Below are 22,735 nucleotides of genomic sequence, written 5' to 3'. Positions count from 1 at the left end.
CACAGAGTTACAAATCCTGTAACCTGTTACAAATACAATGATTGATACAACGAGGTTGCCTGCCCTGTGAGCAATTACGTTAAAAGTATACTAAACGAGATCAGAAAAGTTCAGCTTTCACCGATGGATTATCTTCCCCAGAGAGATCTTCGGGAAAAACTGGTAGATCTGGTTCTTCGTGGTGTCCCTGAAAATGTGCAGAACCCCGGGAAAAAACTGCTGACAGATTTGAGAAATGAACTTCTCAGTAAAAATGTTGAAGATGTCCGGGTAGTTGTATTTGGTGGAGGGACAGGTCTTTCCAATCTTATCGGGGGTGACAGCCGGCGTTCGACCTGGATTAAGAACCCCTTTTGTGGTTTGAAGGAGATTTTTCCAAATACAAGTTCCATTGTCTGTGTGACTGATGATGGCGGGTCTACCGGACAACTGTTGAAGGACCTTCCTCTTATTGCAATTGGTGATATCCGTCATGTCCTGCTTTCTTCCGTAAAACTGAGCAGACTCAAAGAGAGATACTCGATTGTTGACGGTCAGGCTGATGAAATCGCAAAAATACTGCATCAACTGTTCAATTATCGTTCTCCAGGGAAAACATCGCTGGAACTTTCGGATCTCGTTGCCATTCTGGCCAGACTCGATTTTCTGCCGTCATTATTAAATAATTATATACGGCAACTGGTGTCACATCTTTTTACCGATACCAGGTTGGCCGAAACTCTCAAACGTCCTCACTGTTTCGGAAATCTCCTCGTTGTTGCTGCCATTTACCGTGAAATTGATATGGAAATAGACAATTCTGAGCTTGCAAATAGACCAGGTCTTCTTCACAAGGCATTGTTTTCCGGACTGAATCTGATGGGGGAATTTCTGGGGGCGGGGGAACGTGCAGTTATGCCTTGTACCACAACCCTGGCCGAATTAAAGGTTCGCTATACAAATGGAGTGGAAAGTGTTGGTGAGGACAGGTTGAGCAAGGCGGAGCGGGGAGTGCCCGTTGAGAGTGTCCATGTTAGTTTTTTTGATGATGTTCGTGTACATAGAGAAGTTTATGAGGAGATTGCCCGTGCGGATATTATTATTCTTGCTCCGGGCAGTCTTTATTCTTCAATCATCCCGGTTTTCAAGGTGGCCGGGATGGCGGATGCAGTAAGGAGAAACAGAAAGGCTCTCAAGATTCTTATTTCCAATCTGTGGGTACAGGCCGGGGAGACAGATCACAGTATTGCTGATCCTGAAAGAAAATTTCATGTTTCAGATATGATCAGAGCCTATGAAAAAAACATACCCGGAGGGACTGAAGATCTATTCAATGAAGTTATCTGTGTTTCTCTCGAAAACATCCCGGCATCTATTTTGCAACGTTATGCCGTGGAAGGAAAGATTCCCATATTCCTGGACAGGGAGGTCCTGAACAGTCAGCACTATTATCCCATTGAATGTGGCGTGTATTCAAGATATGCCCTGAAAAATGATAATGTTATCCAACATGATCCTGATACCCTGGCACAGGCTGTGTTGGCATTGTTTAACGGCCGGAATTGTTTTGGAAAAAATAATATTGCCAAGGATTGTCGGGAAGAAAACAGGGAAGAGAGTTCAGACCGGGAACAGGTTTTCAATGGAAATCCGGTAAGTCGGGTTTTCTGTAGCAGGCCTTTTCCATTTCAGCGCTACAGTGCAATTAATGGTTGGCTGGACGGTCTGGAAATTACCCATGTCGGTTGTGAAAAATATATAAATATTGGACAGGTGAAAGAAGATTCCTGCGAGATTCTGTGGAGTCATCCTGTAATTCCTCTGGCTCACCTTGAATATATAAAGGGATTGCACTGCATTGACAAGTCAGAGTGGAACAGGGATCAGAGGTGGGATAATGTTTTTTCTTTCTATGATCCTGAAGATAGCTGTATTAAAATTCGAGAAGATCAGTTTGGCGTCCAATCAAAGTTTGAAGTGGCCCTGATGATTGCCCTGGGAGAATCTCTGCTGGGTAATTATGCGGCTGAAAAGGAAATGGCGGATATTAAGGTTGACGGGTTGTTTTTAGGTCGTGCTTATCATCTTTTTCTTCGCCATGAAGAAGAGAGATGTTGTTTTTTCGATCCCATGCAGCTTGATGCATTTTTAAAACTGGCCAGGATGTGTTCAACAGGAGACGAAAATCATTATACCAGGCTGGTGAACCGGGGAGAGGGGTTTACACCACCCGGTTTACTGATGGGACTGATGTATGCATGGTATCTGGATAACAGGCTGGCGACACATATAGAGTACAAGATGTCTGTCATGAAGATAAGCAGCACGGATTTGATACCGGAACAGTTAAAGATGTCTAAAAGAAGAAAAAGAATGATTATGTTTTTCAGGGACGTGGTTTTTGGCAAAGAGTATGAGAAGAGTATTCAGGTGTGATTGTGAGTGGAAAGAGCAGTATGAAAATATTGATAATTGATGATGATGAAATAATCCGTGAACTGTTTCGCATGTGGCTGGAACGTGCCGGGTATGAAGTCTACGATGCCGCAGATGGAAGGGAAGGAATGGCGATCCAGGAGAAAACCCCTGTGGACATGCTGATTTGTGATCTGATTATGCCGGTTCAGGAGGGGATTGAGACCATTACTCTCTTTAATGATAAATTTCCGGAGATTGGAATTATTGCCATTTCAGGAGGAGGGAAGATTGCTCCTGGGTCTTATTTGACTATAGCCGAACATCTTGGGGCGTGGAAAGTTTTTACAAAACCTGTGGATATGATACAGTTAATGAAAGACATTGAAGAATGGACAGTCAATCGTGGAGTTGGAGATTCTTCTGAACAGGAGTGATTTATCCCTGAATCCCGAACCTGAAGGGAAGATGGATGTGCAGAGGATGGCCTTGGAGCTGGGAAGGATGGATAAGAAGATCAATGCCCTGGTAGTTGACAACAATCCGGTTTTACTGAAATTGATTTCTACACTGCTGCATAGGGAAAACTGTGTTGTCAAAACAGCAGAGAATGGGCTGCATGCTATAGAAATACTGGAAGAATTTCATCCTGATATTGTTTTTACAGACCTGATTATGCCCCAGGTAAGCGGTGAACAGCTCTGTAAAATACTTCGTAGAACCAAAAAATACAGAGATGTATATATTGTTGTCCTTTCTGCGACAGTTCTGGAGGACAGTGACAGAATTTTCAGTGAAACTGATTGTGACCTCTGCATAGCCAAAGGAAATCTGAACGAGATACGAAACCATCTCCAGGATGCGTTAAGAGAATACAGGAGTGAAAACAGAAAAAAAAGTAAGAACAATGAGAAAATAGAAAGAGATGCCAGGATCCCCAAGGGACTGAAACCTTCTGAGGTGACAACGGAACTGTTGCTGGAAAAAAGGCATCTCGATAAAATTCTAGATAATCTTGTTGAAGGTATTATCGAATTAAATGTTGAGGGGAAAGTTGTTTCAGCTAACAGAGCTGCTCTGGAAATTGTTGATCTGGGTGAAGAAAAAATTATCGGTGTCGTCCTGTCGGAAATTTGCTCATGGGGAAGTTTTCAGGCAGATATTGATGACTGGATTAAAAAAAATCTTGTTGCCCGTCGATTGGAATCTCTGGAAATTATTGAGAAGAATCCCCTTGAATTGAATGACAGGATTCTCACTGCTTCATTTGTAGCGATATCGGATAAACCGGCATGGCCGGACAATAAAGCTCGGCAACAAAAAATAAATGAAAATGTTTTCGGCCTGTGTATTCTCAGGGACATTACCCGCCAGTTCCAGGCTGAGAAAGAGAGGCGGGAACTGGATAACGCGGTCAGGCTGATTACCAAAATGGATGCAATGAGCCTGATGGCCGGTGGGGTTGCCCATGATTTTAACAATCTTCTTACGGTAATCTGTGGAAATCTGGATATTGTGGTTGCCAGGGGAGAGACTCTTGATTTTTCCGAGAGGGAAAAACTGATTCAATACGCCCAGAAAGCGGCTCTTGTTGCAGTAGATCTGACGAGGCAGATTTCCTGTTTTTCCAATTTCGGTATAGTCAGCAGGGAAAAGGTTCTTATTCGAACACTGATTGAGAATACCTTGCAGGAATTCGCCAAACATACTCGGATTAACTATGAGTTCGAAGTGAAACATGATCATTGTTTTGTTTATGTTGATCCCGAGGAAATTGCGGGCGCAATAGGCAAAATATTGCAGAATGCGCTGGAAGCAACTGATGGTAGTGCCATCAGAATCGTTGTTGATCATGAAATAACTGATCAGCGCCGGTTGATTCAGGGTCAATATGTACCCGCCGGGAGATATGCCAGAATTGATATAAAGGATTGCGGCCGGGGAATTGACAAGGAAAATCTGTTCAGGGTTTTTGACCCATATTATTCCACCAAGGAAAGGAGTTCCCTGAAGGGTATGGGCATGGGCCTTACCATTGTGTATGCGACCTTGCGGAACCATGGCGGCTATGTTGTTGTGCACTCGGCACCTTCGGAAGGTACCATGGTTTCACTGTATATCCCGGAATTACTGCAATCAACCGATAGACTGGATCTTCCCGTTGAAAAAATCCTCAATGGTCTGCAGTTGCTGATGGTTGAACCTGACATGCAGATGGCTCAAATTGGCAAAATTATGCTTGAACACCTGGGAGTGATTGTTAAAACAGCAGGTACACGCCGGGAAGCACTCGAATACGTTCGGGAGGAAAAGAAGAGAGGTTATGCGGGACATCATGTAGTCCTCCTTGATCTTTCAGTAGAGCAGGGAGGAGCCGCGGAAAACACCTGCAGACTTTTGCTGGAAGTTGAGCCGAATTTAAAAATCATAGCCACCAGCGGTACTATTCTGGACCCGGTGATGGAGGATTGCAGAAAACATGGCTTTATGGGTGCCCTCCCCAAACCATATAACATGGATTCCCTCAAACATGCCATTATATCAGCAATATATTCCTGAACAGAGAGTGGACCCAGTAATCGATCTATCTGATAAACCCACCTCGGCAGGTGTTTTGCCACAGTTGGGATTTTATCTATTTGATAACAATACCTGCCCAACTGACTTTGTGAGTGTATAAAATCAAATCAAAATGGACACAATATTCACGGAAAATACGGGTTACTACTTTTTTCTACGGGTCCATCTGTTCATGAGAATAATTCCGGCCACAAAAACGGGTACACCGATGAAAGCATGGTTGTTGTGCAGTAAGATGAGTGCGGACAGGCAGAGAAGAACCCCAAAAGAGACCCTGTTCATTGTTTCCTCAGCATGTTTGTGATATTTCCCGCCATAGGTGACGGAGTCTTTTTTCCGAAACAACCATGGCGGTTTTTATTTCGGGCGAAAACACAGAAATTCGGAATTCAGCGACCATCCGCTGATATTCTTCCAGGAGTTTTTTTCCTTCACCTGATAATTCTTTTTCCCTTGTTTCTAATTGTTGCATGTTGATGATATGTGGATGAATTTGTTTTTCTTTGGCATCATCTTTCGCCGGATTGATTGAAAATCGTTCAACACGGATTTTAAGACTTTGAAGGTATCTTTTACGATCCTGAATTTCTTTGTTTGTAGCGGTCAACAGGAATGAGGGAGAGAAGATATCGTCCAGGAGTCGGGTAAAAAACAGGTTTTTTTCTTTTTGAAAACTGTTTTTCCCTTTTCCCGCCGGAAAAGTTTTATCTATTGTATCCATAACTTCTTTTCGAATCCTGAGAAGATTCAGCAATTCATTGCAGATCGCACCACCAGCCTGATAAAAACCTTCTTCCTGAATGCGGGCTACCTTCTCCCTGAAAACAGTTTGGGATTCAATTTCGCCATCGGGGTTGTCAAACAGCGAACGCATTATAAAATCGAGCACAACTTTGACTACTTCCTGCCGATTTTTGACATGGCTGAAGAAACTGAGAACTGAGGGACCGGAAAGGGTTGTTGTGCACATTTTTTTTACAGATCTGTACTGTCCCGGAAACTGCAACCTGTACAGGTGCAGCATTCCTGTGCGATTTTTTTCCTGTGCTGTGATCTTGTTTCGCTCAAATTTGATCTTTATTACACCTTTTTCCTTGACAAAATAAAGAAAGGGAAAAAGAAATCCGAGGCCATCACCGCTGGTGGTATAAAGAGGTAGAGCTTTCGGAAGGTCGGAAAAATCCCAGGTTGTAAATTCTTTTTCCTCCCAGGATTTTATCAGTGCGGTTATTTGGGGATCAGTGGGAATTTTTGAGGAATTGACAGGCCGGATTATTTTTTCCTCAAGAAGTTTCTTCAAATCTTTTCCCCTGGCAATAGTATTTCCCTTTTCATCAAAGAGGAGAAATCCTGGCTTCAAATGTGAAGGAAGATTCGAGGGCCAGTCAGATCGACGTATCAGTAGCCTGAAATGCTTGAGTATGGAGGATTCGACAGCCCCAAAAAGGAGCCGCGATAAAGATCGATATCATCCAGAATGGTATCGACAGTTCTGTTGACCGGGACCAGTTGTTTACGTATTGATTTCGGAAGTCCTTTCAGAAGAAAGGTGAGTTTTTCATGAAGCAGTCCCGGAACCAGCCATTCAAAAAAATGTTCGGAGACATTTTGGGCAAAGTCTGCCGGCAATCTGAACGTAACACCGTCATTGATCGCAGCCGGCGTAAAATTGTATTCGAGGCGAATGGTCATATTCCCGACAGCTACCGAATGTGGGTAATCTGCCAGTTCGTTTTCTCCCGGCTTTCTGAGGAGGATATCTTCTTCCCGCATAAAGAGAAAGGTTTTGTTTTTTTTACGTTTTAAAAAGCCATTCAGGCTTTTTCGGTCAAACACTGATTCCGGTAACCTTTCATTATAAAAATCATGTAACACCAGGGGATCGACGACAATGTTTCTTGTTCTCAACCGTTCTTCCGTCTCTTCCCATGATTTGACCAGGGTAAGGTTATGTTTGAGAAAAGCGTATTTCCCAATAAGCTCCCCTTGCACAAGGGCACTGTTGATAAAAATATCTCGGGCTTCTTTGCGGTTTTTCCTATGACGTCTGCCGAAGTTTACCTTTCTACCTGAGATGATACGCAGACCGAAAAGGGATACGTTTTCCAGGGCCATGATAGAACCGCTTTTTTTATGATAAGCCGGGTGAGACCAGGAATATTTACAGATATCCGGTGCGACAGTTTCAATCCATTCCGGTTCAATGGTTGCAATGGTCAGGGCATAGAGCCTGTTGGTTTCAATAAAAGAAGCCGCAACAATCCATTCTCCACTCCTGCTGAACTGATGGGAACCTGGAAAAATCATCAGTTCCCGCTCCCGGGTGTTTTTGTAGATTTTTTTTTCTTTTCTACAGGCAATATTGCGCAGAAAGCCGGGTAGAAGCGCCTTATGGACCTGTTCATAGGATGCATCGACACTGTTATTGGCAAACCCCTCTCGCTTATTCAGAATTCGCTCAAGTTGATCGTGAAGATCGAGCCACTCCCGCATTCGCTGGAAGGAAAGATAATGTAATTTGCAGAACTTTCGAAGTTTTGACCATGATCTGGATTCTTCTCTGAAGATCTGAAACTGGTTCCAAATGTTTAAAAGAGATATGAAATCAGAATGGGGATGGGCAAAGATTTTATGGGCAATATCCGCATCCTGTTCCCGTTCCGCCGGACGGATTCTCGGATCCTGGATAGCAAGAATGGCAGAGATAATTTTAATTTCACGAAGACAGTTGGATTCTTTTGCAGCAATAATAATGCGAGAGATACAGGGATCAATGGGAAGGTCAGCCATAATCCGGCCTGTTCCAGTCAGGCGGTTTTTCGCATCAATTGCTCCAAGTTCTCGGAGGAGACGGTACCCTTCCCTGACAGCATTGGAGTGGGGGGGATCAATAAAAGGGAAATCTGCAGGGTGACCAAGCCTGAGAGCAATCATCTGCAGGATGACTTCTGCAAGGTTCGAACGTTGTATTTCCGGAAGTGTATACTGGGGTCTTGCCTCATAATCCTCCTCCGAGTAGAGACGGACACAAATTCCCGGTCCAATCCTGCCACATCTGCCTTTCCTCTGGTTGCAGCTGGCTCTGCTTATTTTTGTTACAGGAAGGCTGGTCGTCTTTGAGCGGACGTTGTATCGTGAAATTCTGGCCAACCCTGAATCTATTACATATCGGATTCCGGGAACCGTGATCGACGTTTCGGCCACATTGGTGGCAACGACGATTTTCGGTTTTTTAAATGATTGAAATATCTTCCGCTGGTCTGCTGCATGGAGCCTGCCAAACATGGGTAGAATAACAGCGGAGTTGATATATTTTTCAAGAAGAGTGCAGCATTCTCTTATATCACGTTCCGTCGGGAGAAAGACAAGGATATCCCCAGGCAATTCTTTCACGAAAAGATCACGAATTACTGCAACGCAGTGCTCAAGAACGGTCTCTCTTTCTTCAATGATTTCCGCCGGCAGTGGGCAATAGCGAATCTTGACGGGGTAGGTCTGTCCCTCGATGTTCAGGATCGGGCAATGGTTAAAATGTTCTGCAAAGGCCTGGGTATCAATTGTTGCCGAAGTGATTACAAGCTTCAGGTCAGACCGTCTGGCAAGAAGGTTTTTGAGATAACCGAGGAGAAAATCAATGTTCAGGCTGCGTTCATGGGCTTCGTCTACAATGATAACATCATATTTCAGGAGATCGGGGTCCTGCCTGGTTTCTGCGAGCAGTACACCGTCTGTCATGAATTTTATTCGGGTTGACCGGGTGGTATGATCATGGAACCGAACCTTGTAAGCTACAAATCCTTCTTCCCGACCAAGTTCTTCAGCGACCCTGGCTGACACAGTTGAGGCCGCGATTCTACGTGGTTGAGTACAGCCGATCAACCGGTGATTGTCGGGGAATGCCTCAAGACACATTTTGGGTATCTGGGTGGTTTTTCCTGACCCTGTTTCTCCTGCAATAACGGTGACTTGATTAGTTTTAAGAGAGTTGATTATATCCTCTTTACGAGCCGTGATCGGCAACCCTGCCGGATAAGAGATGGAACTGTTCATTTTCGGGTTCTTTTGTTCGGAATTTGATGCCATTGAGGAAAGAGTACTAAAAAAAATGGATGTCCTTGATAAAGTATGGTAAATGTCTACATGCCTTGACAGCGGCTGGAGTATATTTTATCTCAATCCTGCATACCGGTGTTGGTAGATCCATAGAATATGTTCTGTCTTCAATGAGTTGAAGCATTTGAACATATCTGTATCAATGAGTCAGCATATCTCCGGTGAACCAATTGCGTGATTGAATCTATATCAGAAACAGCCGGCTGAAAAAACTAAGAAACAGGTGGCAATGAGCAGCACCTGTGCCGCATAATACATACCATACTGCCCGAATTTTTCATGTTAAACATGGAGAATCGGAGTGAATAAAATTTTTATAATTATTATCTGGACTGTGTTCAGAAATAGAGGTTTCTATGAAAATACGTAAAGCTGTCATTCCTGTAGCCGGTCTTGGGACGCGATTTCTTCCGGCTACCAAGGCCATACCGAAAGAGATGTTGACCATTGTTGACCGACCGACCATTCAATACATTGTTGAAGAAGTTGTTGCGTCCGGAATTGACCAGATAATATTTATTACCAGTGAAGGAAAATCGGCTATAGAAAATCATTTCGATTATAATTTTCATCTTGATTCCGTTCTGAGAGAAAAAAACAAAATTGCCCTGGGTGAAGAACTGAACAATATTTCAAATTTGATCGACATTGTTTCAGTCAGACAGAAAAAACCGCTTGGTCTCGGACATGCCATATGGACCGCAAGACATGTTATTGGTGATGAACCGTTTATGGTCCTTCTGGGGGATGATATGGTACTCAGTGATGAGCCCTGTGCAAAACAGATGCTCAACCTCTTTGATGATGTGGGGGAGTCCATAGTGGCTATCCAGAGGGTTCCCATGGATGAAACCTATCAATATGGTATCGTTGAAGGTGAAGAGAATGGTCGCAGTAAAACCTTTCGTGTCACCAGGATGGTTGAAAAACCGGCACCGGGAACAACCGATTCCGATATGGCAATCATTGGCAGATATATTTTAATGCCGGATATTTTTGATATTCTGGCAAAAACTACTCCTGGGCATGGGGGGGAGATTCAATTGACGGATGCGTTACTTGCCCTGACGAAAAAACGTTCAATGTATGCCTATGAATTTGATGGAACCCGTTATGACGCAGGGGATAAAATGGGATATCTCAAGGCGATTATTGCTTACGGGTTGCGCCATCGTGACATTGGTGGTCCATTGAGAAAACATATTCTTGAAGTTGCGGCTGATCTATAATGCATATTGAAGTAGCGGTTGCGGCTCCCCTGCGGGGGAGTCTGACGTACAGCTGTCCGGCTGAAGACGAAACTCCCGGCTCTGGAAAAGACGGGAGTTTTTTTATTGGCAGAAGAGTGTTGGTCCCCCTGGGGAGAAGGAAAGTGACCGGGTATGTTCTTTCCACTGGCCTGGAAGAAGAAAAGGATTTTGTCGTAAAAAGAATTACAAAATTTCTTGACGAGAAACCACTGTTTCACGCCAACATGGTTCCTTTTTTTAAATGGGTTGCGGAATATTATCATTATCCTCCAGGTCTGGTCATAAAGGCCGCTCTGCCTGCGGGTCTTGCTCCGAAATCAGTGAAACAGCTTGTTGCCGGTAAAAATGTGGCAGAACTGAGAACCATTTCCCAGCAACTGGAATCCTGGGGCCGGGAATTACTGGATAATGGAGTGATCAGCGGGGCCGAAACAAAAAAGTTACTTAAAGATACGGTAACCGGGAGGGAGATTCGAAAACATATCAGGAAAAAGAGAATACTGGTCAGGGAGACTGTGGAAACGGACAGTATAAGGGAAAAATATGAAACATGTTGTAAAATAGACTCTGCTGCAAGAGATAAAATTGAACAGGTGTTTTCAGAGGAAGAGACTGACTTTGGTTCGCTTCAAAAACAATACAGTGTTGCCCTTGGGATCACTCTGAAACTTTCGGAATCAAAGGTACTGTTTTATCTTCAGAAACTTTGTAAGCAGAGCAATCACACAATGGTTCCTTTCAGGGATCTCAAGAAGCATTATCCCTCGGCAGCCAGACCGTTGAAATCCCTGGTCGGCAATGGAATTGTCATTAAGGCGGATTTGCGGGTTTACAGAAATCCCTTTGGTGAACAACTCAGTTTTTTCCCCCGCCCTGGCGAACTCACCTCTGAACAATCCCGCGTACTTGAACAACTTCTTCCTTCGATCCGTTCAAAAAAATTTACTCCCTTCCTTTTACATGGTGTGACGGGTTGCGGCAAAACGGAGGTGTATCTGAGAGCAGCGGAAGAGACTCTGGCTATGGGGAGGGATGTGCTGGTTCTTGTGCCGGAAATTGCTCTGGCAACCCAGCTTGAAGCACATTTTGTCTCCCGGTTTGGCGATCAGGTTGTTCTGCAGCATTCCGGATTAACCAAAGCGGAGAGATTTGATCAGTATCACAAGGCACTTTCCGGAAAGGCACGCATAGTTGTTGGTGCCCGGTCGGCTCTTTTTGCCCCTCTTCCGGATCCCGGACTCATAGTCGTTGACGAGGAACATGATACCGGCTTCAAACAGGATGACAGTTTTCGATATCACGGAAGAGATATGGCTGTTGTCCGTGCCAGAAACCACGATGCAGTGGTTATTCTTGGATCGGCAACTCCTTCCATTACCAGTTATGCCAACAGCGTTTCCGGGAAATACACCTTGCTGAGCATGAAAAAAAGAGTGGCTGACAAACCTCTTCCCGAAGTGACCATTGTTGATCTGAACAGGGATACCGGAAAGAAAAAAGGAAAAAAAGGTATTATACGATCGGAACTGAGAGCGCGGCTGAAACAGAATTTACAAATGAAAAACCAGAGCATCCTGCTGCTCAACAGAAGAGGGTTTTCCACATCACTTATCTGCAGGGATTGCGGAACGCCGGTTCAGTGCAGTCATTGCAATGTATCATTGACTCTTCATAAAAACAGGGATCATCTGCTCTGTCATTATTGCGGTTTTTCCCTGTCGGCAAAGACCGTCTGTTTTGAGTGCAGATCAATGGATCTTGTTCCGGCAGGATTTGGTATTGAGAGGGTCGAGGAGGAGGTGAGGGGGCTGTTTCCTGAAGCTGTTGTGGCCCGTATCGATTCAGATACAACTGCAGACAGAAGACAATTCCTGAGACTCCTGAGAAAAATGCAGGATGGTGATATTGATATTCTTATTGGAACCCAGATGGTTGCCAAAGGCCATCACTTTCCAGGAGTGACCCTGGTTGGTATCGTCTGGGCTGATGGTGGACTGTCCATGCCAGATTTCCGGGCCGCTGAAAAAACATTCCAGCTGATAACACAGGTTACAGGCAGGGCGGGTCGGGGTAAAAAATCCGGCGAAGTTATTATCCAGACCATGCGGCCAGATCATTATGCTATTCTTTATGCACAACAGCACCAGTATGAATTACTGTATCAGCAGGAGATGCAGTTACGGCGCTCTCCTGCCTTCCCACCTCATGTCCGCCTGGTTGCTGTTCGAATTGAGGGAAGGGTGGAACAGGAAGTGCAGAAAACAGCCATAATGACCGGACGTTTCCTGAGAGCAGGTGCAGAGAAACACAATACAGGACTGGTTGTTCTAGGACCGGCTCCGGCACCACTTGACAAGATAAAGGACAGGTATCGCTGGCAGTTATTGCTCAAAGGGAAAAACAGTGATGAACTCCATGACATGGTGGTTCACCTGGATAAGGAGAAGGCTGATCTGCTTTCGGGGGATGTCGGCTGATTATAGATGTTGATCCCGAGAATATGATGTGACCTGTCGGATTGTCGGTAATTACACACTGTTCAGGCCATTCTTCATTCTTCAACAAAATAATGGCGCAGTGATTCCAGATTGGTTTCAATTTCTATTTCCAGTATCTGGGCAAGGCTGTTGAGGGTGACAATCGCATTCTGGTCTGCATCACGGACACTAATATCCCTGATTCGTTCCAGCATTCCCTTGTTGACTTTTTTTACCACTTCATATTGACCAAGGATATTGTTCAGTTCAAAATCTGCCGTCTGTTCTTCATCTTTAAGAAAATATTGACGCAGCAGGTAAGCAGCAACGGATCGAAATACTGATTCATCAACCGTTGCAAAGGGCAGGTGAAACCGGGCCAGAGGCCTGAGAAAATCCATGACAGGACAGCCGCTTGTGGCCATAAGCAGCCCGAGAATTGAAGAAAGACCTTTCTGGACTGTTGTATCCTTGCTCACCAGACGTTCCGGAGAACTACAGGATACAGTGCATTTTTTATGGGAGGGTGACTGGATAAATGTCGAAACGAGTTCAGCAATATTTACGGCCACAGGACAATGGCTATGGGTTTCATTATCCAGGGAACATGGTGGACATTGATGGTGAGACAGCAGTGTCCAGGATGGCAGGTCTTTCTTTGTTTCTCTTATTATTCTCGATCTGCCGTCCAGGACTACTTTGAAATTTTTTTTGCTTCCATCTTCAAAAATAAAACAGTAGTTGTATTCACGTCTGGTTTGTATCATATAATTTCAGAAAAGTATGTAACTGCGAAAGATTAGATGGAATTTAAAGTATCAATGCTGGACCTGAATCCTATTTGAAAGAAAACCATTTTTTTCTTGGAGTATAGGTGGCTACCCGGTTTCGTCCCTTTTCCTTGGCTTCATATAGTGCCTGGTCGGCCATGCTTATGAGCTTGTTTTTGCTGAAATCATCTTCGGTGGCAGGTTTGCAGCAGGCCTGGCCAAAACTGGCGGTCACATGGTATTCTTCAGGGCCGTTCAAAAAGCTTGCTTCCTCTATTGCCTTTCTCAGTTTTTCAGCTACATGAAGAGCTTCTTTTCCTGATGTTTCTGGCAGAATAATAGTGAATTCTTCTCCGCCATACCTGGCAAGTGTATCATATTTTCTGATATTATCCTGCAATATACCGGCAAATGATTTAAGGACAAAATCACCTGCCTGATGGCCATATGTATCATTGAATTTTTTGAAATGATCTATATCTATAAGAAGAAGGGAGAGGAAAGATTCGTTTCTGATGGCCCGGTCGATTTCCTGGTCAAGACTGTTCTGGAAATATCGGTGATTGTATACTTCAGTAAGTCCATCAATATTAGCGAGATTATCAAGCAGGCGGTTTTTTTCTTCAAGTTCGCTGGTGAGGTTCTCCAGATGTATTTTTGTTTCTATAAGTTGCTTATTCATCTGGTCGTAATCAAGGTTCAAAAGACTGAGTCGTATATTTGCCTCCTGGAGTATCTCCTGTACTGATTTTGTTGACTTGATTTTAAGGTTAAAATATTTACCCGCCTCCTGTACCTTGAAGTGTACCTGTTCAAAAATTGATTCAATATCACCGGCAGACAGACCGAGTAGTTTTTTGGCCTCTTTTCTGAACTGTCGGTGGTATTCTTCAGGTTTTTCAGAATATAAGATGCGAATCAGAAGGTCGGAGAGATAAATGGCCCGAATGGTGTCACGCATTTTTTTATCCTTGCCAGTGTATTTTTCCGGATCGTGATGATATCGGATAGGCAGGACAAGAACATTCGGAAAACCCCAACTTTTTACAACTTCCGTTCCTATGAATGAATGATCGGCGCCAAAAGTGGATTTTTCCACACCGAAACTGTCGTATTGTTTCTCTTCAATGGTCTGCAGGACGGTGTCGTATTCGGCAGGAAATGTACAGGCCAGAATGAGTTCTCCCAGATTCTGCAGCAGGCCGGTGACAAAAATTTCTTCGGTGTCGGCTCCTTTCACTTTTTCAAGAATCAGTTTTGATGCCACGGCGGAGGCAAGAGATCGTTCCCAGAATTTTTCAAAATTAAAACGTGTTTCACCTTTACCTTTTTTCATTGAGAGAAAGGAAAAGGAAAGTACCAGTGAGCGGACGGCGTTGGTCCCAAGGATGGAAACAGCCTGTTTAATTGTACCGATCTGCTGGGGAAAACTGTAGAAAGCCGAATTTGAGACTTTGAGTATTTTCGTAGAGAGAGCAATATCCTTGGAAACAAGATTTGCAATATCAGCAAGTGTTGTATCCTCTTTTGAGGTGAGGGAAATGAGCTTTGAGGCGACGGTCGGCAGTGTCGGCAGCTGGTCGGAACTCAGGATTTTTTCAAGCAACTCGTTCTTGTTCATGGCACATAATTTGGGGAGATGTTTGATGTTTATAAATCTAATGCTCAAAATAAAACCACCAGGCAGTCATGGTTTCATGCCTCAACCTGAAACTGCTAACCCGCATTTCTTATCAGTTCAGACAATGTCATATTCAAAGTTTTCTTTTAAAACTCTCTTAACCTGTGTCTACCATGATAAATGCGGGCTAAAGATCCAGACAAAAAATCATGTCAATTTCAGTATAGCGTTAAAGAGTTGGACTGTGCAAGGCAGGTGGAAAAAAACTCCGGTTTTTTCTACTGTAAATCAGATTCCGTCGCCGGTTTCCGGATAGGTACAGATTTCACCGAGATAATTCTCAAAAGTGAGGTTTTTTCCTTTATTTTTGATGTAGCGTGGAGTAAGGGGAATTTTCCCTTTGCCGCCCGGACCGTCGAGGGCAAATGTGGGAATAGCCATTCCGGAGATATGACCGTAGAGTTTTCGCATTATTTTGATTCCGGTTTCGGTTCGCGTGCGGAAATGATCTGTTCCTTGAGTCAGGTCTGCCTGGAAAAGATAATACGGTTTTACCCTTATCTTTAACAGCAAAAGAAACAGTTTCTTCAATGTTTCCGGGTTGTCATTCACTCCTTTCAGGAGAACTGTCTGACAACCTAGTGGAATACCTGCATCAGCCAGGAGGGAACAGGCTCTGGCAGATTCTTCTGTGATTTCTGCAGGATGATTAAAATGTGTATTTATATAAAGTGGATGGAAATTCCTGAGAATTCGCACCAGGCTTTCTGTTATTCTCATGGGCAGGACAGAGGGTACTCGTGTCCCGATACGGATGACCTCAATGGATGGAATATTCCTGAGACTGGAGAGAATCGATCTGATTTTTTCATCTTCCAGGAGGAACGGATCTCCTCCGGAAATGAGAACCTCCCGTATGGCCGGTGTTTTTCTGAGGTAGTCGTATCCGGCCTGCAACGTTTCCTCAGTGACATGCAGCCTGTCTGTACCGACCTTTCTCTTGCGCGTACAGAAACGACAGTACATGGCGCATTGATTTGTGACCAGTAAGAGAGCGCGGTCCGGATATTTATGGACAAGATTGGGTACCGGGCTGCGTGAATCTTCTCCCAGTGGATCAGTCAGACAGGTGTAATCCTGAATTTCTTCGAGCGAGGGAATAGCCTGTTTTCCAAGGGAATCATCGGCTGATTGTATTAATTTTAAAAAATATGGGTTTATTCGCATTGGAAAGTTTGCTATTACCTCCCCTAATGCGGTACTATCACATGCTATATGTTTATGGAGTTCTTCTGGAGAAGTGATACTGTTACGTAATATTCTTTGCCATGTTTCCATGGCCGAACATTATGGGGCAAAGAGAGAAAATTGTCAATCACGTGTTTGCTTGATTATGTATAGGGGGCGTTGGTATGTCAGCAAATTTATATAGATTCAAATATGATGAGTACGGAAATACCAGAGAGATAATTACCTATGCCAGCGGTGCGTCCGTCAGTTCCTGCAGCTATATTAACAAGGGAACAGCCTTCAGCAAAAAGGAGAGAGAACAGCTGGCACTGCAGGCTTCCCTGCCACCGGGGGTACGGAACCTGGAAGCTCAGATTGAAAGTAGTCGCATGAAAGTGGATGACAAGGTTGATGATATTGAAAAGTATATCTTCATCCGCTCTCTCTTTAATAGAAATGTAACGCTTGCCCATGCACTGATACAGTCTAATATTGAACATTTCATGAGGCTGATCTATACGCCTACTGTCGGGATGGCCGTTCAGAAGTTTTCCTCCATGTTCAGGCAGGCGAATGGACTTCATTTTTATCCGGGAAATATCGATAATGCTGAAGATATTCTCAGAAGATATGCCAATCGTGATATCCGTGTAGCCGTGGTGACGGATAACCAGGGGGTTCTGGGTATCGGTGATCAGGGCGCAGGCGGGATTGCCGTGTGCCTTGGAAAACTGATGCTTTATACCCAGGGAGCCGGAATTGCTCCCTGGCATTGTCTTCCTATTTCCCTCGACGTGGGAACAAACAATGAAACACTGCTGGCTGATAATCAATATCTGGGTTGGAGACACAGGCGACTTGAAGGAGAGGAATATCTCTCTTTCATGGGACGGTTTGTCAGGGCTTTTCGAAATGTGTTTCCCAATGCTCTTTGCCAGTGGGAGGATTTTTTCCAACATAATGCATTTTCCATACGCGATGCCTTTGTTGATGAAATTATTTCTTTTAATGATGATATTCAAGGGACAGGGGCCGCAACTTTAGCTGCTATTTTTTCCGCGGTAAAAATAAAGAAGGAAAAACTGGAGGACCAGGTTTATCTGATACATGGGGCTGGTGTAAGAGGAGTAGGTATCGGAGAACAGCTACTGAACTGCCTGATAATGCAGGGATTGACGGAAAAAGAAGCAGCTAGCAGGATATTTATCATTGATTCAAAAGGGCTGATTACAAGTAATCGGAGTGTGGAATTTTACAAGAAAAAATTCGCAAAAGATCCAGAGGAATTTCCATGGATCAAGGATATCGGCAAAACCGACAATCTTACTGTAATCAAGCATAGTGGAACTACGGCTCTTATTGGAACGTCAGGACAGGAATTCTGCTTTCGGGAAGAGGTTATTGAGGCGATAAGAAAGAACACTGATAATCCGCTTCTTTTACCTCTTTTCCATCATGTTTCAACACCTGATATTTTCTGTCACAATATGCGCAAGTGGACGGATGATGGAGCTCTTGTGTCCACAAGCAGTCCATGCGCTACTATGGAGTCCATGGCAGATACATTCAAGGTCAGTCAATGCAATAATGCATTTGTTTTTCCTGGAGTCGGGCTCGGGGTTCTGGTGTCGGGAGCCAGGGAAGTGTTGCCGCAGTTCTTTACGGCAGCGGCGCGTGCAATTGCAGATTCTGTTTCTCCTGATGATTTGGCTGGCGGAAACCTCATGCCGGATGTCAGTCAAATCAGTTCAGTAGGCAAAAAAGTTGCCCTTGCAGTTGCAATGTCAGCCGTGGAAAACGGAGTCAGTCGTCCTTGTATTTATTCCGATTTTCAGCACAATGATGATAGAGCAAGGATGGAGAAACTGATTGATAATATCAGATGGAAACCACAATACCTGCCACTGGTGCCCATGTGATTTACCCAGGTTTTTTTGTACATAAAGAAAAAAATAAAAAACCCCGCTCAATTTAAATTGAGCGGGGTTTTTTATTTTTGTCGTCTACTATTGAAAATTACAGTTTCTGAACATTTTCGGCAGCAGGACCTTTAGGGCCGTCCGTTATTTCAAAGCTGACCCTGGAACCTTCTTCGAGAGATTTGAAACCTTCAGTTACGATAGCGGAATAATGCACAAAAACATCTTGTCCACCATCTTGCTCGATAAAACCAAATCCTTTTGCATCATTAAACCACTTAACTGTTCCTTCTGCCATAGTACTACTCCTCTTGTGCTCAGTTCAACATGAACTGTTAATATATTTCCGACCGTTGGGTCAGATGATTTGTTACTGCACTCCAGACAAAGGCACAAAACCATCAGGCTTGTGTATAGATCAAATTATTTTTTTAGAGACCTACAATAGTGCAGCAATAGAAACCGTTTAGCATAACATATGAATAAAAGCAACAGATTTATTGTGATCCGGTGAAGATAGTGACAGGAATTTGAAGAAAAAAATGGAAAAAATTGTACTCTTGCTCATATTTGATTAGCTTTGCGAGCGTATGTGATAATGTAATTCCTGGTAATGCCATTATGGTGTAAGCATATGGAAAAGTAATTGAAATAGTCCTGTAGAATAAGAGTCTCCGGAGAAATCCGTGTCAGCGATCTGCCATTCAGGTTGGCAGACTGTCTCTGTTTTTCTGATTGCCGGCAACCTGCTGCCAGGTTGAAGATATTATGACTTGTTCAGAATTAATTTTTTAATAATGGATCGTTTTGAAAACAAAATATCCCGAGTATCCTTTTAAATCCCGCTTTCTTTCACTGAAAGATGGTAACCTGCACTATATTGATGAAGGCCAGGGACCAGTTGTCATAATGGTTCATGGAAATCCAACCTGGTCGTATTATTATAGAAGGCTCATTTCTCTTCTCAGGAAACAATACCGGGTTATTGCTCCTGACCATCTGGGATGCGGATTGTCAGATAAGCCTGCAGATTATCAATATAATCTTGCCGGGCATATTGATAATCTTGCAGAATTGTTAAAACATCTTAAAATAAAACGATTTTCAATGGTTGTCCACGACTGGGGGGGAGCTATCGGCTTTGGATATGCGGTGGATCATCCCGAAATGATTGAGAGACTGGTTGTCATGAACAGTGCGGCTTTTCGTTCAAACCGTATGCCGCTGAGGATTGGCATCTGCAGAATTCCGTTGCTTGGGGATTTTCTTGTCAGGAAATTGAATGGTTTTGCCGGGTCTGCCAGATTTATGGCAGTGAGGAAGAAACTGCCTGAAAAAGTGGCCGCAGCCTACCTGGCACCTTATGACAGTTGGGAAAACAGGATTGCCGTGTTCAGGTTTGTGAAAGACATTCCCATGAACAAACGACATCCCAGTTATAATCGTCTTGTTGCGATAGAAAACGGCCTTGAACGTCTGAAAAAACGAAATATCCCCTGCTTCTCCTTTGGGGAGGGCAGGATTTTTGCTTCAATGATTCTTTTTTCGACCAGTGGATTGATCGATTTCCTGATTGCGAAACCCATTATTTTTTTGATGCAGGCCATTATGTTCTTGAAGACACATTTCAGGAAATCAAACCTCTTGTTGAGGTTTTTTTTGAGTTGAACAAAGAGGATGAAGAGATTTCTGAAGCTGTGCCCATATCCCCGGCGCAGCTTGTATGAACTGATACCCGTAGGGGGACGACTGTGGAAAATATAGCGGAAACCTTACAGAGAATTTCCAGGCGTAAAAAAGATGAAACGGGACTCATCGAGGCCAAAAGCGGGAGAAGAGTTTCATTTGGCCAGTTGAATATGCTGTCTGACAGGTTTGCTGTTTACCTCAAAGAACAGGGTGTTGAGGCTGGTGATCGGGTTATGCTGATGGTCAAACCCTCAGCAGAATTTATCTGTCTGACATTTGCACTGTTCAAGATCGGGGCGCCGGTAGTCTTAATTGACCCCGGTATGGGATATAAAAATCTGCTTGGCTGCATTGAGAGGGTACGTCCGGATGTGTTGATCGGTATTCCCAAAGCGGTTCTCTTCAGCCGGGTTTTCAGAAAACAGTTTCAGTCTGTAAAAAAGAGATTCTGCTGCGGACTGTCTCCGTTTAATCTGTTTGGGGGGGATATACGAAAGGGTGGAAAAGGAGGGAACGCATCCCTTCCGGAAATATTCAAACCATCCCGGGATGACCTTGCTGCCATTATTTTTACTACCGGCTCCACAGGTCCGCCAAAAGGGGTCCGCTATGAACATTCGATTTTTGCAGCCCAGCTCCGGTTGATTCGTGACTACTACCAGATAGGGGAGGGTGACATTGACCTGCCGGCATTTCCGTTATTTGCCCTCTTTACAACAGCTCTTGGAGGCTGTGCTGTTATTCCTGACATGGATCCCACACGCCCGGCGAGGGTTGATCCTGAGAAATTTATTGATGCGATAAATCATTATAATGTCACCTATTCTTTCGGCTCGCCCGCAATATGGAACGTGGTCGGCAGGTATTGTGTGAAAAGGGATATTATACTGAAAAGTCTAAGGAAAATTCTCATGGCAGGGGCTCCGGTTCCCTGGGATCTTCTCCAGAGAGTAACAAAAATACTCCCTGAAACCTCAGACATTTATACTCCGTACGGTGCTACTGAAAGTCTGCCCATAGCTTCTATCAGTGGCAGGGAGATTCTCACTGAGACCTGGGAAAAAAGCAGGAATGGAAAAGGAACCTGTGTGGGTTTTCCTCTGCCTGGAATAAATATTAAGATAATCGCGATGGTGGAAGGGCCGATACATCATTTCCGCGAGATCAGAGAACTTTCGCCCCACCACATTGGTGAAATAATTGTCCAGGGTGATGTCGTAACAAGAGCCTATGAGAATAATGACAAAGAAAACAGTCTTGCAAAAATTGTGGGTGAAAACGGGTTCTGGCACCGCATGGGGGATATGGGGTATTTTGATGAACGAGGAAGGCTCTGGTTTTGCGGAAGGAAGGCACACCGCGTGGAGCTTGCTGACAGAACCCTCTATTCTGTTCCCTGTGAAGCGATCATTAATGAGCACCCGGATGTCTATCGCTCAGCCCTGGTTGGAATCGGTAGAGACGAGCAGGGAAAATGTGCAGATGCTGCCCTGATTGTAGAACCGTATGATATCAAAAAGACAGATTCGAACAGATTGCTGGCTGAAATTGAGACGTTGGCATCAGAAAATTCGCTTACAGAGGCTGTAAAATATTTTCTTATACATGAAAGTTTTCCTGTTGATATCCGTCACAACGCTAAAATATTCCGAGAGAAACTTACATTATGGGCGGAAGAGAAACTCTCCTGAAAAATATAGATACGGCACTGGTAACAGGTGGTGGTGGTTTTGTCGGCAAGGCAGTAGTTCGGTTGCTCCTTGAGAATAATGTAAAGTGCAGGGTGATTGGTAGAAATCGTTACCCTGATATCGAATCACTTGGTGTTGACTGCAGGGTAGGAGATATACGCGACAGACAGGCTGTGATCCGGGCCTCAAAAGGGGTTGACTGTGTGTTCCATGTTGCAGCTTTGGCTGGAATCTGGGGGAAATGGAAAACGTACTATGATATCAATGTGGTCGGTACGGAAAATGTTCTTGAGGGTTGCAGGAAAAACGGTGTCCCGTATCTTGTCTATACCTCTACACCATCTGTTGTTTTCAGCAAAAAGAATATAGCCGGTGAAGATGAGTCTCTGCCATATGCGACACGGTTTTTATGTCATTATGCCAGGAGTAAGGTGTTGGCTGAAAAGATGGTGCTTATGGCCAATAATCAACTTGTGAAAAGTTGTGCCATTCGACCACATCTGATCTGGGGGCCGGGAGATCCCCATCTTGTTCCCCGGCTTATTGAAAGTGGGAGAAAGAGAAAACTCGCCATTGTCGGTTCGGGAAAAAACCTTGTGGATATCACATTTATAGAAAATGTTGCCCATGCTCATGTTCTTGCTGCGGAGAACCTCTCCACATCGGCAACCAGCGGAGGAAAAGCCTATTTTATAGGCCAGGAAAAGCCTGTTGCTCTGTGGGAGTGGATCAACACCCTTTTTATGGAACTGGGAATACCACCGGTAGAAAAAAAAGTGTCTTTTACGGTTGCACGCAGACTCGGGGCGGTTTATGAAATGATGTATACACTGTTCAGACTGCAAGGGGAGCCTCGTATGACCAGATTTCTCGCCTATCAACTTGCTCATTCCCATTATTTTTCACATGAGAATGCTGAAAAGGACTTGAATTACAGACCGATTGTTTCCCTCGAGGAAGGAATGAAAATGCTTGTCGCCTGGGCAAAAGCATTGCTTTAA

16 protein-coding genes are annotated in these 22,735 nt (G+C 44.1%); 9 read left to right on the top strand and 7 right to left on the bottom strand.

What is annotated here, in order from left to right; genetic code table 11:
• Window positions 1-66: 66 nt before the first annotated feature.
• The 3 genes from LO777_RS07890 to LO777_RS07880 are packed head-to-tail and all read left to right on the top strand — an operon-like array spanning window position 67 to window position 4,953.
• A complete protein-coding gene (locus tag LO777_RS07890) occupies window positions 67-2,415 on the top strand; it encodes a gluconeogenesis factor YvcK family protein (RefSeq protein ID WP_228856969.1) in 2,349 nt (782 codons plus the stop codon).
• 20 nt (window positions 2,416-2,435) lie between these two features.
• Window positions 2,436-2,831, top strand: coding sequence for a response regulator (locus tag LO777_RS07885; protein ID WP_228856968.1), 396 nt, complete (start codon window positions 2,436-2,438; stop codon window positions 2,829-2,831).
• Window positions 2,800-4,953, top strand: coding sequence for a response regulator (locus LO777_RS07880; RefSeq protein WP_228856967.1), 2,154 nt, complete (start codon window positions 2,800-2,802; stop codon window positions 4,951-4,953). Before LO777_RS07885 ends, LO777_RS07880 begins: the two co-directional genes overlap by 32 nt.
• A 165-nt stretch (window positions 4,954-5,118) precedes the next feature.
• On the opposite strand, the gene LO777_RS07875 is transcribed toward LO777_RS07880, so the two are convergent.
• From LO777_RS07875 to hrpA, 3 genes are read right to left on the bottom strand one after another with little or no spacing between them, the layout of a single operon-like run.
• Entirely contained in the window at window positions 5,119-5,256 is a 138-nt protein-coding gene (locus tag LO777_RS07875) for a hypothetical protein (RefSeq protein WP_228856966.1), read from the bottom strand.
• Between the two features lie 7 nt (window positions 5,257-5,263).
• Entirely contained in the window at window positions 5,264-6,373 is a 1,110-nt protein-coding gene (locus tag LO777_RS20005; RefSeq protein ID WP_268907557.1) for a DUF3418 domain-containing protein, read from the bottom strand.
• Window positions 6,373-9,024: an ATP-dependent RNA helicase HrpA gene (gene hrpA / locus LO777_RS07870; RefSeq protein WP_268907531.1), complete on the bottom strand. Its 2,652-nt coding sequence runs from the start codon at window positions 9,022-9,024 to the stop codon at window positions 6,373-6,375. Before hrpA ends, LO777_RS20005 begins: the two co-directional genes overlap by 1 nt.
• Before the next feature lie 419 nt (window positions 9,025-9,443).
• Here hrpA and galU point away from each other — a divergent pair, with 419 nt between their 5' ends.
• Window positions 9,444-10,316 carry a UTP--glucose-1-phosphate uridylyltransferase GalU gene (gene galU / locus LO777_RS07865; RefSeq protein WP_228856965.1) on the top strand — a complete coding sequence of 291 codons (873 nt, stop codon included), beginning with the start codon at window positions 9,444-9,446 and terminating at the stop codon, window positions 10,314-10,316.
• Window positions 10,316-12,814, top strand: coding sequence for a replication restart helicase PriA (priA, locus tag LO777_RS07860; RefSeq protein WP_228856964.1), 2,499 nt, complete (start codon window positions 10,316-10,318; stop codon window positions 12,812-12,814). Before galU ends, priA begins: the two co-directional genes overlap by 1 nt.
• 74 nt (window positions 12,815-12,888) lie before the next feature.
• Here priA and LO777_RS07855 read toward each other — a convergent pair whose 3' ends face one another.
• From LO777_RS07855 to LO777_RS07845, 3 genes are all read right to left on the bottom strand, one after another.
• On the bottom strand, window positions 12,889-13,581 hold the full coding sequence (locus LO777_RS07855; protein ID WP_228856963.1) for a DUF6901 family protein: 693 nt from the start codon (window positions 13,579-13,581) through the stop codon (window positions 12,889-12,891).
• Window positions 13,582-13,651: 70 nt separating this feature from the next.
• Window positions 13,652-15,253, bottom strand: a complete 1,602-nt coding sequence (locus LO777_RS07850; RefSeq protein ID WP_228856962.1) for a sensor domain-containing diguanylate cyclase — start codon at window positions 15,251-15,253, stop codon at window positions 13,652-13,654.
• A gap of 240 nt (window positions 15,254-15,493) precedes the next feature.
• Window positions 15,494-16,543 (bottom strand): KamA family radical SAM protein, encoded by a 1,050-nt coding sequence (locus LO777_RS07845; protein WP_228856961.1) that lies wholly within the window; start codon window positions 16,541-16,543, stop codon window positions 15,494-15,496.
• A gap of 74 nt (window positions 16,544-16,617) precedes the next feature.
• On the opposite strand from LO777_RS07845, the gene LO777_RS07840 reads away from it, so the two are divergent.
• The gene (locus tag LO777_RS07840; protein WP_228856960.1) at window positions 16,618-18,354 is read left to right on the top strand and encodes an NAD-dependent malic enzyme; all 1,737 of its coding nucleotides are present in this window, start codon (window positions 16,618-16,620) and stop codon (window positions 18,352-18,354) included.
• A 97-nt stretch (window positions 18,355-18,451) separates the two neighbouring features.
• Here LO777_RS07840 and LO777_RS07835 read toward each other — a convergent pair whose 3' ends face one another.
• Window positions 18,452-18,652 (bottom strand): cold-shock protein, encoded by a 201-nt coding sequence (locus LO777_RS07835; RefSeq protein ID WP_228856959.1) that lies wholly within the window; start codon window positions 18,650-18,652, stop codon window positions 18,452-18,454.
• 509 nt (window positions 18,653-19,161) lie between these two features.
• Here LO777_RS07835 and LO777_RS07830 point away from each other — a divergent pair.
• The 3 genes from LO777_RS07830 to LO777_RS07820 all read left to right on the top strand — a co-directional run bounded on the left by LO777_RS07830 (window position 19,162) and on the right by LO777_RS07820 (window position 22,735).
• Window positions 19,162-20,022 carry an alpha/beta fold hydrolase gene (locus LO777_RS07830; RefSeq protein WP_228856958.1) on the top strand — a complete coding sequence of 287 codons (861 nt, stop codon included), beginning with the start codon at window positions 19,162-19,164 and terminating at the stop codon, window positions 20,020-20,022.
• Window positions 20,023-20,105: 83 nt separating this feature from the next.
• The gene (locus LO777_RS07825) at window positions 20,106-21,734 is read left to right on the top strand and encodes a fatty acid CoA ligase family protein (RefSeq protein ID WP_228856957.1); all 1,629 of its coding nucleotides are present in this window, start codon (window positions 20,106-20,108) and stop codon (window positions 21,732-21,734) included.
• The gene (locus tag LO777_RS07820) at window positions 21,710-22,735 is read left to right on the top strand and encodes an NAD-dependent epimerase/dehydratase family protein (RefSeq protein ID WP_228856956.1); all 1,026 of its coding nucleotides are present in this window, start codon (window positions 21,710-21,712) and stop codon (window positions 22,733-22,735) included. The genes LO777_RS07825 and LO777_RS07820 overlap by 25 nt, the downstream gene beginning before the upstream one ends.

Origin of the sequence: Desulfomarina profundi, from assembly GCF_019703855.1 — a bacterium.
GTDB classification, from domain to species: Bacteria; Desulfobacterota; Desulfobulbia; order Desulfobulbales; family Desulfocapsaceae; genus Desulfomarina; species Desulfomarina profundi.
The sequence above is the reverse complement of the archived record's forward strand: the minus strand, read 5'-3'. Positions and strand labels throughout refer to the sequence as shown.

Bases quoted from the DNA above. Each gene is read 5' to 3' on its own strand.
- LO777_RS07885 (WP_228856968.1), top strand. From the start codon at position 2,436: ATGAAAATATTGATAATTGATGATGATGAAATAATCCGTGAACTGTTT.
- LO777_RS07875 (WP_228856966.1), bottom strand. From the start codon at position 5,256: ATGAACAGGGTCTCTTTTGGGGTTCTTCTCTGCCTGTCCGCACTCATC.
- hrpA (WP_268907531.1), bottom strand. From the start codon at position 9,024: ATGAACAGTTCCATCTCTTATCCGGCAGGGTTGCCGATCACGGCTCGT.
- galU (WP_228856965.1), top strand. From the start codon at position 9,444: ATGAAAATACGTAAAGCTGTCATTCCTGTAGCCGGTCTTGGGACGCGA.
- priA (WP_228856964.1), top strand. From the start codon at position 10,316: ATGCATATTGAAGTAGCGGTTGCGGCTCCCCTGCGGGGGAGTCTGACG.
- LO777_RS07855 (WP_228856963.1), bottom strand. From the start codon at position 13,581: ATGATACAAACCAGACGTGAATACAACTACTGTTTTATTTTTGAAGAT.
- LO777_RS07845 (WP_228856961.1), bottom strand. From the start codon at position 16,543: ATGGAAACATGGCAAAGAATATTACGTAACAGTATCACTTCTCCAGAA.
- LO777_RS07840 (WP_228856960.1), top strand. From the start codon at position 16,618: ATGTCAGCAAATTTATATAGATTCAAATATGATGAGTACGGAAATACC.
- LO777_RS07835 (WP_228856959.1), bottom strand. From the start codon at position 18,652: ATGGCAGAAGGAACAGTTAAGTGGTTTAATGATGCAAAAGGATTTGGT.
- LO777_RS07820 (WP_228856956.1), top strand. From the start codon at position 21,710: ATGGGCGGAAGAGAAACTCTCCTGAAAAATATAGATACGGCACTGGTA.